12 protein-coding genes are annotated in these 13,966 nt (G+C 60.2%); 11 read left to right on the top strand and 1 reads right to left on the bottom strand.

Annotation, left to right across the window (positions count from 1 at the left end; genetic code table 11):
• The first annotated feature begins 219 nt into the window (after positions 1-219).
• The 3 genes from rpmE to B7L09_RS15270 all read left to right on the top strand — a co-directional run bounded on the left by rpmE (position 220) and on the right by B7L09_RS15270 (position 2,715).
• On the top strand, positions 220-450 hold the full coding sequence (gene rpmE, locus B7L09_RS15280; protein ID WP_094469523.1) for a 50S ribosomal protein L31: 231 nt from the start codon (positions 220-222) through the stop codon (positions 448-450).
• 14 nt (positions 451-464) lie between these two features.
• Positions 465-1,265: a thermonuclease family protein gene (locus B7L09_RS15275; RefSeq protein ID WP_094469522.1), complete on the top strand. Its 801-nt coding sequence runs from the start codon at positions 465-467 to the stop codon at positions 1,263-1,265.
• A gap of 181 nt (positions 1,266-1,446) precedes the next feature.
• Positions 1,447-2,715 (top strand): malic enzyme-like NAD(P)-binding protein, encoded by a 1,269-nt coding sequence (locus B7L09_RS15270; RefSeq protein WP_094469521.1) that lies wholly within the window; start codon positions 1,447-1,449, stop codon positions 2,713-2,715.
• A gap of 268 nt (positions 2,716-2,983) precedes the next feature.
• Here the strand turns inward: B7L09_RS15270 and B7L09_RS15265 are convergent, their stop codons facing one another.
• A complete protein-coding gene (locus B7L09_RS15265) occupies positions 2,984-5,428 on the bottom strand; it encodes a penicillin-binding protein 1A (RefSeq protein WP_438269328.1) in 2,445 nt (814 codons plus the stop codon).
• 218 nt (positions 5,429-5,646) lie between these two features.
• On the opposite strand from B7L09_RS15265, the gene B7L09_RS15260 reads away from it, so the two are divergent.
• From B7L09_RS15260 to B7L09_RS15225, 8 genes are all read left to right on the top strand, one after another.
• A complete protein-coding gene (locus B7L09_RS15260) occupies positions 5,647-6,711 on the top strand; it encodes a pilus assembly protein PilM (RefSeq protein WP_094469519.1) in 1,065 nt (354 codons plus the stop codon).
• Complete coding sequence (locus B7L09_RS15255) at positions 6,711-7,277, top strand: PilN domain-containing protein (protein WP_094469518.1); 567 nt, start codon at positions 6,711-6,713, stop codon at positions 7,275-7,277. Before B7L09_RS15260 ends, B7L09_RS15255 begins: the two co-directional genes overlap by 1 nt.
• Positions 7,274-7,897, top strand: coding sequence for a type 4a pilus biogenesis protein PilO (gene pilO / locus B7L09_RS15250; protein ID WP_094469517.1), 624 nt, complete (start codon positions 7,274-7,276; stop codon positions 7,895-7,897). Before B7L09_RS15255 ends, pilO begins: the two co-directional genes overlap by 4 nt.
• Entirely contained in the window at positions 7,894-8,421 is a 528-nt protein-coding gene (locus B7L09_RS15245; RefSeq protein WP_094469516.1) for a pilus assembly protein PilP, read from the top strand. The genes pilO and B7L09_RS15245 overlap by 4 nt, the downstream gene beginning before the upstream one ends.
• Positions 8,422-8,434: 13 nt before the next feature.
• Positions 8,435-10,516 carry a type IV pilus secretin PilQ gene (locus B7L09_RS15240; protein ID WP_094469515.1) on the top strand — a complete coding sequence of 694 codons (2,082 nt, stop codon included), beginning with the start codon at positions 8,435-8,437 and terminating at the stop codon, positions 10,514-10,516.
• A gap of 4 nt (positions 10,517-10,520) precedes the next feature.
• Positions 10,521-11,039: a shikimate kinase AroK gene (aroK, locus tag B7L09_RS15235; protein ID WP_094469514.1), complete on the top strand. Its 519-nt coding sequence runs from the start codon at positions 10,521-10,523 to the stop codon at positions 11,037-11,039.
• Positions 11,040-11,190: 151 nt separating this feature from the next.
• Positions 11,191-12,291 carry a 3-dehydroquinate synthase gene (aroB, locus tag B7L09_RS15230; RefSeq protein WP_094469513.1) on the top strand — a complete coding sequence of 367 codons (1,101 nt, stop codon included), beginning with the start codon at positions 11,191-11,193 and terminating at the stop codon, positions 12,289-12,291.
• Positions 12,292-12,301: 10 nt separating this feature from the next.
• Positions 12,302-13,900 carry an SPOR domain-containing protein gene (locus B7L09_RS15225; RefSeq protein ID WP_094469512.1) on the top strand — a complete coding sequence of 533 codons (1,599 nt, stop codon included), beginning with the start codon at positions 12,302-12,304 and terminating at the stop codon, positions 13,898-13,900.
• Positions 13,901-13,966: the final 66 nt, after the last annotated feature.

Raw genomic sequence — 13,966 nt, 5'->3', positions numbered from 1 at the left:
CAGTCGGCATCTTCATCGACTGTCAGGACGCTTTCGCGGGCAAGCCCGCTCCCACAGGTTTGCGTGCAGATAGTCAGCATTTGGGGCGCGAGCCTAGCAGACGGTCGGTAGAAGCGACAGCTTGCGCGATTGGCATTGTCTGGTAGAATCCGCGGCCTAATTACGTGCGGTATTCAACAATAGTGTCGAGTGGCGGCACGCTAGCCCGAGGAAGTCACCATGAAAGCCGATATCCATCCAGCGTACGAAACCATCGAAGTAACCTGCAGCTGCGGCAACAAGTTCGAAACGCGTTCGAACCTGTGCAAGCCACTGGNGATCGACGTATGCAACGAGTGCCACCCGTTCTACACCGGTAAGCAGAAAACTCTGGACACCGGCGGCCGTGTACAGCGCTTCGCAGATCGCTTTGGTACTTTCGGCAAGAAAGCTCCTGCTGCTGCAGAGTAAGGTTGAAAAGCCCCATGGGCTTTACCTTGCTAACGAAAAAGGCGTCCCTCGCGGGCGCCTTTTTTGTGTCTGCGATTTGGCTGTCCGGCGCCCAGGCCTTCTGTCCGCTACCAAGCGGTCTGACACCCGTCGCGGTGCAACGGGTGGTGGATGGCGACACGTTGCGCCTGAGCGATGGCCGCAGTGTGCGCATGATCGGCTTGAATACCCCTGAGCTGGGCAAGCAGGGACGTTCCGACGAGCCGTTCGCCGTGGCCGCGCGCAAACGCCTGGAAGCGCTGGTGGCGGCCAGCGACGGGCGCGTGGGTTTGCTGGCCAGTAAAGAAAGCAAAGATCATTACGGTCGCACGCTCGCCCATGTCTACGGCGCCAATGGCGCCAACCTCGAAGCGCAGATGCTCGCCGAGGGCCTCGGTTTTCAAGTGGCGGTCGCGCCGAATGTCGATTTGGTCAGCTGCCAGCAAGCCGCCGAACGCAGTGCCCGTCAGGCCGGCCTTGGCCTGTGGCGGCAATCGCCTGTACTGAAAGCGGAGCAGATCAACGCCTCCGGTTTTGCCGTACTCAGTGGTCGTGTGAGCAAGGTTCAGCGCAATCGCGGCGGGGTTTGGATTGAGTTGCAGGGCGCGGTTGTATTGCGCGTTGCACCCAATTTGCTCGGGGAGTTCGATGTTGCAGCGCTTGAGCGGCTGAAGGGTAAGCAGATCGAGGCGCGTGGCTGGGTTGTGGATCGATCGCGCCGGGGCGGTTTGAAATCCGGGCAGGCACGCTGGCTTCTGCCGCTGACCGACCCGGCGATGCTGCAAGCGGCACCCTGATAAAAAATTGTAGACATTTTTTCTGGTGATTGTGAACAGTCTATCCCTTGTGTTCCGCGGCTCTTGGCCNAAAGTCGTAGCGCAGGGCCCTTGACACCTGTGACCGGTCAGTCTTGTAGGGACTTTGCGACACGCGTATCCTCGGCGGTCCGTCGACCAACAGTAAAAGCGGAATGCCGATATGTCTGATTTGAAAACTGCCGCTCTCGAATATCATGCCCATCCTCGTCCAGGAAAGCTGAGTGTAGAGCTCACCAAAGCCACTGCCACCGCCCGCGACCTGTCGCTGGCCTACAGCCCTGGCGTTGCCGAGCCCGTACGTGAAATCGCCCGCGACCCTGAACTGGCGTACAAGTACACCGGCAAAGGCAACCTGGTTGCAGTGATTTCCGATGGCACCGCGATTCTCGGCCTGGGTAACCTCGGCCCATTGGCTTCCAAGCCAGTCATGGAAGGTAAGGGCGTGCTGTTCAAGCGCTTTGCCGGCATCGACGTTTTCGACATCGAAGTCGATTCCGAGAGCCCGCAGGCTTTCATCGACACCGTTAAGCGCATTTCCATCACCTTCGGTGGCATCAACCTGGAAGACATCAAGGCACCTGAGTGCTTCGAGATCGAAAAGGCCCTGATCGAACAGTGCGACATTCCGGTATTCCACGATGACCAGCACGGCACCGCGATCGTTACCGCGGCCGGCATGATCAACGCCCTGGAAATCGCTGGCAAAACTCTGGCTGACGCCCAAATCGTCTGCCTGGGCGCTGGCGCTGCGGCCATCTCCTGCATGAAGTTGCTGGTGAGCATGGGCGCCAAGCTGGAAAACATCTTCATGGTTGACCGTACCGGTGTGATCCACTCCGGCCGTGACGACCTGAACCAGTACAAGGCTGTCTTCGCTCACGCGACCGACAAGCGCACCCTGGCTGATGCCTTGAACGGTGCAGACGTGTTCGTTGGCCTGTCCGGCCCGAACCTGCTGAGCGCTGAAGGCCTGAAGTCCATGGCGGCCAACCCGATCGTGTTCGCCTGCTCCAACCCAGACCCGGAAATCTCCCCGGAACTGGCGCACGCCACCCGTAACGACGTGATCATGGCCACCGGCCGTTCGGACTACCCGAACCAGGTCAACAACGTACTGGGCTTCCCGTTCATCTTCCGTGGCGCCCTGGACGTTCGCGCCAAGCGCATCAACGAAGAGATGAAAGTAGCTGCCGCCAACGCCCTGCGTGAACTGGCCAAGCTGCCGGTACCTCAGGACGTATGCGATGCCTACGGTGGTGCCCCGCTGGCGTTCGGCCGTGAGTACATCATTCCGAAACCAATGGATAAGCGCCTGATCACCCTGATCTCCGATGCCGTGGCTAAAGCTGCCATCGAGACGGGTGTGGCCACCCTGCCGTATCCGAAGCACTACCCACTGCAAAGCGTGGATGATGTGTTCAACGGCTAAGCCGTTGTAGCGCTTCAACCGAAAGCCCCGGCTCATATGAGTCGGGGCTTTTTTGTATCTGTCGTTTTTGTGGTGCTTGTGATGGCCCCTTCGCGGGCAAGCCCGCTCCCACAGGTATTGCAGTGATGCAGGTTTCTCAATAGCACCACAGAACCTTGTGGGAGCGGGCTTGCCCGCGAAGGGGCCTTCCAGGACAACACAAAACCTGCAGGCCATAAAAAGCCCCGCACTTCTCTCGAAGGCGGGGCTTTTGCATTGCGCTATGCGATCAGAACAAATCGATCGGCGCCGCCTCATCCGCTGGCAGCGGGCTGCCCGGTNCGNTGCCGTTACCCAGCTCGTTGACCGACGGTGGCGTGTCTTCACTCTTGAACAGCTCGAAGTACGCATTTGGCGTGCTTGGCGAAGCCGCACGGCCGCTGACGGGNTCAATCCGCAAACTGAGAATGCCTTCCGGCTCTGGTTGGGTGTGAGGCGGCTTGTCCTTGAGCGCGGCAGCCATGTAGTTCATCCAGATCGGCAGCGCGACGGTGCCACCGAACTCGCGCTTGCCCAGGCTTTCAGGCTGATCGAACCCGGTCCAGACGGTGGTCACGTAATCGGCGTTGTAGCCGGAGAACCAGGCGTCCTTGGATTCGTTGGTGGTACCGGTCTTGCCCGCAATGTCNNTGCGACCCAAGGCCAGTGCGCGGCGGCCGGTGCCGAGTTTGATCACGTCCTCAAGCATGCTGTTGAGGATGTAAGTGGTGCGACCGTCGACGATGCGTTCGGCCACGGCCGGCGTTTGCGGCGCACTGCCGGGTGCGGCCGGAGCTTCCCCCGGCGTCGCATTGACCGTGAACGCCTGGGCGTCGGTCGGTGCGGCGATGCCGTTGGTCGCTGTGTCGCCCCTAGGAACGCTCGGCGGGTTGGCGACGAACAGCGTGTCGCCATTGCGGCTTTCGATCTTGTCGATGATGTACGGGCTGATTTTGTAGCCGCCGTTGGCGAAGGTGCTCCAGCCGGTGGCGATTTCCATCGGCGTCAGGGTCGCGGTGCCGAGGGCCAGGGACAGGTTGGGTGGCAGGTCCGACTTGTTGAAGCCGAACTTGCTGATGTAGTCGATGGTGCGATCGACGCCCAGCGCTTGCACCAGTCGGATCGACACCAGGTTGCGCGACTTGTACAGCCCTTCACGCAGGCGGATAGGGCCGAGGAACGTGTTGGTGTCGTTCTTCGGGCGCCAGACCTTGTCCAGGTACTCGTCGACAAACACGATCGGTGCATCGTTCACCAGGCTGGCGGCGGTGTAGCCGTTATCCAGCGCGGCGCTGTACACGAAGGGCTTGAAGCTCGAACCCGGCTGACGCTTGGCCTGGGTGGCGCGGTTGTAGTTGCTTTGTTCGAAGGCAAAACCACCGACCAGCGAGCGGATGGCGCCGTTCTGCGGATCAAGGGACACCAGCGCGCCTTGCGCTTGCGGGATCTGGCTGAATTTCAGCGAATTGTCCGGTTGGCGGTGCACGCGAATCAGGTCACCGACCTGAGCCACATCCGCCGGCTGCTTGGGNNTCGGGCCCATGCTGTTGGTGTTCAGGAAGGGGCGCGCCCACTTCATGCTGTCCCACGACACATGGCCTTCACCGGTGCGGGTCAGTACTTGCACGCCANTCTTGTCGACCTGCGTGACGATGGCGGGTTCAAGGCCGCTGATGGTCCGCTGTTTGGTCAGCTCGGTGGCCCAGGCCTCGCGAGTCTTGCCCGGCAGGCGCGACTCAGGACCGCGATAGCCATGACGCTGATCGTAGGTCATCAAGCCTTCGTGGACTGCGGTGTTGGCCATTTCCTGGAGATTGCTCGGCACCGTCGTGGTCACGCGGAAACCTTCGGTGTACGCGTCGCTGCCATAGCGGCCGACCATTTCGGCNCGCGCCATTTCAGCGATGTACGGTGCATTCACTTCCGGTGTCGGCACGTGGTAGCTGGCATTCAACGGNTCGGNTANGGCGGTGGTGTAGTCGGCTTCGGTGATCTTGCCCAGTTTGTACATGCGCCCCAGGATCCAGTCGCGACGNTCNTTGCTGCGCGCAGGGTTGGCCAGTGGGTTAAAGCGTGACGGGGCCTTGGGCAGGCCTGCAATCATTGCCATCTGCGCCAGGCTGGCGTCACGAATCGACTTGCCATAGTAAACCTGGGACGCCGCTTCGATCCCGTAGGCGCGGTTGCCCAGGTAGATCTTGTTGACGTACAGCTCAAGGATTTCGTCCTTGGTCAGCTGACGTTCGATCTGCAATGCCAGCAGGATTTCAGTGGCTTTACGCGAAAAGCTGCGCTCGCTGGTGAGGAAGAAGTTCTTCGCCACCTGCATGGTGATGGTGCTGCCGCCGGACTGAATGTGTCCGCTTTTTACCAGCTGTGTGGCTGCACGCACCAGGCTGCTGGGGTCGACGCCGTAGTGATTGGCGAAATTATCGTCTTCAGCCGACAGCAGCGCGTTGATGAAATTGGGTGGAATGTCGGCGAAACGGATCGGTGTACGGCGCATTTCGCCGAACTCCGCGATCAGTTTNTTNTCGCTGCTGTACACCCGCAATGGAATCTGCAACTGGATGCTTCTCAGAGCCTCCACAGATGGCAATCCCGGACTAAGGTAAAGAAACGCGCCACTCAGACCAAGGAGCAGTCCGCAGAAAACGGCGACGATGGACCAACCGAAAAATTTCAGCAGACGAATCAAGGCTTTGGGATATCCAGGGCAAAGAATGAATTAGGCAACAGGGTTCAGATAAACAGGGAGCAACCCGCGCTTGCAGTAAAAACCGGAAAAAAACGCTGGGCATTATAAGCATTTTTCCGTCGAGAGCGTCATTTGCGCTGCTGTCAAGACGGGTGGTTTGAACGCAACGGGTATTACAGAGTCCGTAAGACACGGATAGTCATAGGGAATTGGTAGTGCTAGGACTCTTCAATAAAAAAGCTAATACGCTTCTGGGCATCGACATCAGCTCCACGTCGGTGAAGCTGCTTGAGCTAAGTCGTCAGGGTGAGCGTTATCGGGTCGAGGCCTATGCGGTCGAGCCCTTGCCCGCCAACGCAGTGGTCGAAAAAAATATCGCCGAGCTCGAAGGCGTGGGCCAGGCACTCGCGCGCGTGCTGCTCAAGGCCAAAACCAACCTCAGGAATGTCGCCGTGGCCGTCGCCGGTTCGGCAGTCATCACCAAAACCATCGAGATGGACGCGGGTCTTTCCGACGACGAGATGGAAAACCAGCTGAAAATCGAGGCCGATCAGTACATTCCCTATCCTTTGGATGAAGTCGCCATCGACTTCGAAGTCCAGGGCGTGTCGGCGCGTAACCCAGAGCGGGTCAATGTGCTGCTGGCGGCCTGTCGCAAGGAAAATGTCGAGGTGCGTGAAGCCGCCCTGGCGCTGGCCGGCCTGACGGCGCGAGTGGTGGATGTCGAGGCCTATGCGCTGGAACGATCATTCTCCTTGCTGGCGGGGCAACTGGCGGTCTCTCAGGAGGGGCTGACCGTGGCGGTGGTCGACATCGGCGCGACCATGACCACCCTGAGCGTGCTGTACAACGGGCGGATCATCTACACCCGGGAACAATTGTTCGGCGGTCGTCAGCTCACGGAGGAAATCCAGCGTCGTTATGGCCTGACCATCGAGCAGGCGGGGCTGGCGAAGAAGCAGGGCGGATTGCCGGATGACTACGTCAGCGAAGTCTTGCAGCCGTTTCGCGATGCGCTGGTGCAGCAGGTTTCCCGGTCGTTGCAGTTCTTCTTCGCTTCCGGTCAGTACAACGCGGTCGATCAGATCCTGCTGGCTGGCGGTACCGCGTCGGTCCCGGGGCTTGATCGCCTGATCGAACAGCGGTTGGGCACGCCGACCCAAGTGGCCAATCCGTTCTCCGACATGGCGTTGAGCAGCAAGGTCAACGCCGGGGCCCTGGCAAGCGATGCGCCCGCACTGATGATCGCTTGCGGGCTCGCCCTCAGGAGTTTCGACTGATGGCGCGGATCAATCTTTTACCCTGGCGCGAAGAGCTGCGTGAAGAGCGCCGCAAACGCTTTTTGCTGGCACTGGTCGGCGTATTGGTGTGCTCGGTGGGCGCGATTTTAATCGCGGACCAGGTCATCAGTGGCGCGATTGACCGACAAGTGGCCCGTAACGATTACATCGGCAAACAGATCGCCGTGGTCGACGAGCGCATCAAGCAGATCAGCGACTTGAAGTCCCGTCGCCAGCAGCTCGTCGAGCGCATGCGCATCATCCAGGACCTGCAAGGTAACCGTCCGATCAGTGGGCGAATTTTCGACCAGTTGGCGCGTACCCTGCCGGACGGGGTGTATTTCACCGAAGTGAAAATGGCCGGCAAAACCCTGTCCATTACTGGCGCGGCGGAATCGAACAATCGGGTTTCGGACCTGATGCGCAACCTCGACGCGTCTGATTGGTTCGATGCGCCGAGTCTCACGGAAGTCAAAGCCACCACCGCCGGTCAACTGGATCAGGCCAACGTCTTTCAGTTGACCGTCCGTCAGACTCAGCCCGCCGTTGTGGAGGCTGGCAAATGAGCCCCTCGGAATGGTTCGAAGGTCTGCGCAAGATCGACATCAACGATCTGGACACCAACAACATGGGTTCCTGGCCGCCAGCGATCAAGGCCCTGGCGGGTGTCCTGCTCATGGTTCTGGTGTTGGCCCTCGGTTACACCTTTTACATCAGCGATCAGGAAGATCACCTCGCACTCAAGCGCGAAGAGGAGTCGACCCTCAAGGAGCAATTCGCGACCAAGGCGCATATGGCGGCGAATCTGGAGCTGTACATCCAGCAGATGAAAGAGATGGAGAACTCTTTTGGCGTGCTGCTGCGGCAATTGCCCAGCGATACCGAGGTGCCCGGGCTGCTCGAGGACATCACTCGCACCGGCCTCGGTAGCGGGCTGGAATTCGAAGAGATCAAGCTGTTGCCGGAGGTTACCCAGCAGTTCTACATCGAACTGCCGATCCAGATCACCGTGACGGGTGCCTATCACGACCTGGCGACGTTCGTCAGTGGCGTGGCGGGGTTGCCGCGGATCGTTACGCTGCATGATTTCGACCTTGCGCCGGCCGACCCCGAGGGCGGTCCGAAACTGCGCATGAGCATCCTTGCCAAGACCTATCGCTACAACGACAAGGGGCTGCAGAAATGAGCCCGATTCGTAGTTTATTGATGGGTGTGCTACTCGCCGGCCTGGCCGGTTGCGGCAACGGCAATGACGTCGGCGACCTCGACGCCTTCATGAATGAAGTCCGTCTGCGGCCGCCGGGCAAGATTGAACCAACGCCGACATTCCGGTCTTACCCAACGTTCACCTACAGCGCTGCCAACCTGCGCAGCCCGTTTTCCCGGCAGGTCAGGGTCGATCTGGCGGGGCAGAAGCGCGGCTCACGCAACGTCAAGCCTGACCCCAACCGGGCCAAGCAATACCTCGAAGGTTTCAACATCGAGCAGTTTGAAATGGTCGGCACGATCTCCAATGCGACCGGCTCCTTTGCGCTGTTGCGCGGGGCAGGCGGGGTGCATCGGCTGAAAGTCGGCGATTACCTGGGGCGTAACGATGGACGGATCGTCGCCATCAGCGGCTCGCAAGTCGATGTGGTCGAAATCGTTCCCGACGGCGAAGGTGCCTGGCTGGAACGGCCACGGACCATCCCTTTGAAAGAGCACTCATAGTGGAACTCGAATAATGAACAGGATTTTCTCAACCCTCGGTATCTCGCTATGGATAGCGTTGTTGTCGCCGATGGTACAAGCGGCCAACCTCAAAGCGCTGGATGTCGCTGCGCTGCCAGGTGATCGTGTCGAGTTGAAGATGTCTTTCGATGGCCCGCCACCGCAACCTCACGGTTATACGACCGAGTCGCCTGCACGAATCGCGCTGGATCTGCCCGGCGTTGTCAGTCAGCTAAAAAACAAAAATCGTGAACTGGGCGGCGGCAATGCCCGTAGCGCGACGGTGGTGGAAGCCAAGGACCGGACGCGGCTAATCATCAATCTGACCCAGTTGACCCCGTACAGCGCCCGTGTCGAGGGCAACAACCTGATCGTGGTGGTCGGGCAGGGCGCTAACAACAAAGCGCCTCGGCCGACGACCAGCGCACCCCGCGCCGCGACTGCAACGCCCGCACCGACGAAAGCCTATGCGCCCGTGGGCAAAGCCATTCGCGGTGTGGATTTCCAGCGCGGTACGCAGGGTGAAGGCAACGTGGTGATTGATCTGTCGGATCCGTCCATCGCCCCGGACATCCAGGAGCGCGATGGCAAGATCATCCTCGGTTTCGCCAAAACCCAATTGCCAGAGCCGTTGCGCGTGCGTCTGGACGTCAAGGATTTCGCCACCCCGGTGCAGTTCGTCAATGCCAGCGCCACGGGCGATCGGGCCACGATCAGCATCGAGCCCAGCGGAGCGTTCGATTATTCGACCTACCAGACCGACAACAAGCTGACGGTCAGCATTCGGCCAATGACCGTCGACGACCTGCAAAAGCGCAACGCCGAACGGTTTGCCTACACCGGTGAAAAACTCTCGCTGAATTTCCAGGACATCGAGGTGCGTTCGGTGCTGCAACTGATCGCCGATTTCACCAACCTCAATCTGGTGGCCAGCGACACGGTGCAGGGCGGCATCACCTTGCGTTTGCAGAACGTGCCGTGGGACCAGGCGCTGGACCTGGTGCTGAAAACCAAAGGCCTGGACAAACGCAAGATCGGTAACGTCCTGCTGGTGGCGCCGGCCGATGAAATCGCCGCGCGTGAACGTCAGGAACTGGAATCGCAGAAGCAGATTTCCGAACTCGCGCCGTTGCGTCGCGAATTGCTGCAGGTCAACTACGCCAAGGCCGCCGACATCGCCAAGCTGTTCACGTCGGTGACCAGTGCCGAAGCGAAAATCGACGAGCGGGGTTCGATCACGGTTGATGAGCGGACGAACAACATCATTGCCTACCAGACTCAGGACCGGCTCGACGAACTTCGTCGCATCGTCGCGCAACTGGACATCCCGGTGCGTCAGGTGATGATCGAGGCGCGAATCGTCGAAGCCAACGTCGACTACGACAAAAGCCTCGGCGTGCGCTGGGGCGGTTCGGTGCAGAACAAGGGCAACTGGAACACATCCGGCGTCAGCAATGGTTCGTCGACCACCATCGGTACTCCGGGCAGCACCAGCACCAACTCTCCGTTTGTCGACCTGGGCGCTGCGGGCAACACCTCGGGGATCGGCATCGCCTTCATCACCGATAACGTGTTGCTGGACCTGGAGCTGACCGCGATGGAGAAGACCGGTAACGGCGAAATCGTCTCGCAGCCCAAGGTGGTCACCTCCGACAAGGAAACCGCGCGCATCCTCAAGGGCACCGAGATCCCCTATCAGGAATCCACCTCGCGCGGTGCTACATCGGTGTCGTTCAAGGAAGCCTCGCTGTCGCTGGAGGTGACGCCGCAAATCACCCCGGATAACTGGGTGGTCATGGAGGTCAAGGTCACCAAGGATGAGCCGGACTATNTGAACAAGCTCAATGACGTACCGCCGATCAAGAAAAACGAGGTCAANGCCAAGGTCCTGGTCAATGATGGCGAGACCATCGTGATTGGCGGGGTTTTCTCAAATACTCAGAGCAAGGTTGTAGATAAGGTGCCATTTTTGGGCGATGTGCCGTATCTTGGCCGCCTTTTCCGGCGCGATGTGCTGGCGGAAAGAAAATCCGAGCTGCTGGTATTCCTGACTCCGCGTATTATGAATAACCAGGCGATTGCTGTGAGTCGTTGATTCTGTGCGAAATTTGATTCTTGTAGGACCGATGGGCGCTGGAAAAAGCACCATCGGCCGTTTGCTGGCCAAAGAGCTGCGCCTGCCGTTCAAAGATTCCGACAAGGAAATTGAATTGCGCACGGGTGCCAATATCCCATGGATCTTCGATAAGGAAGGCGAGCTGGGCTTTCGCGACCGCGAGCAGGCGATGATTGCCGAACTGTGCGGCTGCGATGGCGTGGTATTGGCGACCGGTGGCGGCGCGGTAATGCGCGAAGCCAATCGTCGGGCGTTGCACGCCGGCGGTCGGGTGGTCTATCTGCATGCCTCGGTCGAGCAGCAGGTCGGCCGCACGTCCCGTGATCGCAATCGCCCCTTGTTGCGCACCGCCGATCCGGCCAAGACCCTGCGGGATTTGCTGGCGATCCGCGATCCGCTGTATCGGGAAATCGCCGACCTGGTGGTTGAAACCGATGAGCGGCCGCCGCGAATGGTCGTGCTCGATATTCTCGAACGCTTGCAGCAGCTACCTCCCCGTTAATGCGTAGCGCGAAATGCGCTATCCTCGGCGTCCTGTCACGACCGCTCAAGGTTGTGGCGGATGGCTACCGAACGGCGTCACACCAGCAGACGCCGTGGACATTCGTTAACTCAAGGCAGGACGCCTGATTCCATCTTCACTGTGGGGACACATGCAGACACTCAAGGTCGATCTAGGCGAGCGCAGCTACCCAATCCATATTGGCGAAGGTTTGTTGGACCTGCCCGAATTGCTCGCTCCGCATATTGCCGGGCGGCAGGTGGCGATCATCTCCAACGAGACCGTTGCGCCGCTCTATCTCGAACGTCTGACCCGCAGCCTCGCGCAGTTCTCGGTGATTTCCGTGGTGCTGCCCGATGGCGAAGCCTTCAAGACCTGGGAAACCCTGCAACTGATATTTGANGGCCTGCTGACTGCACGCCACGACCGCCGCACTACGGTGATCGCCCTCGGTGGCGGTGTGATTGGTGACATGGCCGGTTTCGCGGCCGCCTGTTATCAGCGCGGTGTTGATTTCATTCAGGTCCCGACTACGTTGCTGTCGCAAGTCGACTCCTCGGTGGGCGGCAAGACCGGCATCAACCACCCGCTGGGCAAGAACATGGTCGGCGCGTTCTATCAGCCCAACGTGGTGCTGATCGACACCGCGACCCTCAACACCCTGCCGCCGCGCGAGTTGTCGGCGGGGTTGGCGGAAGTCATCAAGTACGGGCTGATCTGCGACGAGCCGTTCCTGACCTGGCTCGAAGAACATATCGATCGCCTGCGCGCCCTGGACCAGGTCGCGCTGACGTATGCCATCGAGCGTTCCTGCGCCGCCAAGGCTGAGGTGGTCGGTGCCGACGAGAAGGAAACCGGTGTTCGTGCCACGTTGAACCTGGGTCACACCTTCGGACACGCTATCGAAACCCATATGGGCTATGGTGTCTGGCTTCATGGTGAAGCCGTCGCTGCTGGCACCGTAATGGCTTTGGAAATGTCCGCACGACTGGGCTGGATCAGCGAACAAGAACGCGATCGCGGCATTCGCCTGTTTCAGCGTGCCGGCCTGCCGGTCATCCCGCCGTTGGAGATGACCGAGGCGGATTTCCTCGAACATATGGCAATAGACAAGAAAGTGATCGACGGTCGCCTGCGACTGGTGTTGCTGCGCCACATGGGCGAAGCGGTAGTGACCGACGATTATCCGAAAGAGATTTTACAGGCCACGCTGGGAGCGGATTACCGCGCCCTGGCCCAGCTTAAAGGTTAATAAGATCCCGATGACTAGTTTGCATGCCGACGAGGCGTTCCTCGGCCATTACCAGTTAAGCCATGACCCTTTTGCTCCGCGGGTACCTGGCTTCAAATTCTTCCCGGCCCAGCGCAAACCGGTGCTGGGGCAACTGCATCACCTGGCCCGCTACAGCCAGTTGTTGCTGGTGGTCACCGGCCCACAAGGCAGCGGCAAGACCCTGTTGCGCCAAGCCCTGGTTGCCAGCACCAACAAGCAATCGGTGCAAAGCGTGGTGGTTTCCGCCCGTGGCGCTGGCGATGCGGCCGGCGTGTTGCGTCAGGTGGCTCAGGCGCTGAACGTTGCCCAGGCTGAGGTCAACGCGATTCTGTCGCAGGTCGTGCAACTGGCGCTGACCGGGCAGGAAGTCTATTTGCTGGTGGATGACGCCGAGCAGCTCGACGAATCCGCGCTGGAGGCCTTGCTGGCCCTGGCCGCCGGTGCGCCGGAAGGTCGTCCGCATGTGTTCCTGTTCGGTGAGTCGTCGCTGATTGCGCAACTGGACGCGCTGAGCCTCGAGGAAGAGCGTTTCCACGTCATCGAGTTGCAGCCCTACACCGAAGAAGAAACCCGTGAATACCTGGACCAGCGGCTCGAAGGCGCCGGGGCCGGTATCGAACTTTTCTCCGCTTCGCAGATCTCTGATATTCACGAAAGCTCCGACGGCTGGCCTGGCACCATCAACCAGGTTGCCCGGGATGCCTTGATCGAAGCCATGATTGCAAGCCGCTCTGCGGTTAAGCGTCCAAAGATGGGGTTCAACATGCCGAAGAAACACGTATTGGCGATTTCCGCCGTCGTCGTGGTCGCGGTAGCCGCCGCCTGGTTGATGCCGGGTCGCAGCAAAGCACCGACCACCGGCGCGCCGGCCAACGAACAGGCGCAATTGCCACTCGGGCAGGGCACGCCACAACCTAACAGCGGCGGTGCGCCTTCCGTCGAATTCGCCGGTAATTCGCAACCGATGCCGTTGCCGCTGGTCGGCAACTCGCAACCGGTCATGAGAGGTCCGCTGGCCGAAGCCGCCGGTGGCATCACTGAAGGCGACGACGGCGTGCCGGTCGAAGGGTCCAGCGCTACACCGCCAACCGTGACCACCACCGCGCCACCAGCGGGTATTCAGCCGGGCCCTGCGCCGACGCCAGCCGCCAAACCAGTGCCAGCGCCGACTCAGGTTGCGACCGCCAAGCCAGTCCCGACTGCGCCTGCCGTGAAGCCGGCCCCGGTGCCAGCCAAGCCAGCCGTCGTGGCTACCGCCAAGCCGGTCGAGAAGCCGGCCGCCGCTCCTGCGAAAGGCGCGGGTGGCACCTGGTACGCCGGGCAGCCGACAAGCAACTACGTGGTGCAGATCCTCGGCACCAGTTCCGAAGCTAATGCTCAGGCCTTCGTGAAGGAGCAGGGCGGCGAGTACCGTTATTTCAAGAAAGTGCTCAACGGCAAGCCTCTCTACGTGATCACTTACGGCAGCTTCNCCAACCGTGCAGCAGCTGATTCCGCTATCAAAGCCTTGCCAGCGAAGGTTCAGGCTGGTAAACCTTGGCCTCGCACTGTTGCCAGCGTTCAACAAGAACTCGCAACAACTCGCTGAAGATTCGGCGGCCTTACCCAGGCCGCCTCTCCCGGCACCTCAAAAAATCCGCAAGTGCGTGCTGCC

Source organism: Pseudomonas mandelii (assembly GCF_002251635.1).
GTDB lineage: Bacteria > Pseudomonadota > Gammaproteobacteria > Pseudomonadales > Pseudomonadaceae > Aquipseudomonas > Aquipseudomonas mandelii_B.
This window is presented reverse-complemented; position numbering and strand designations above follow the sequence as displayed.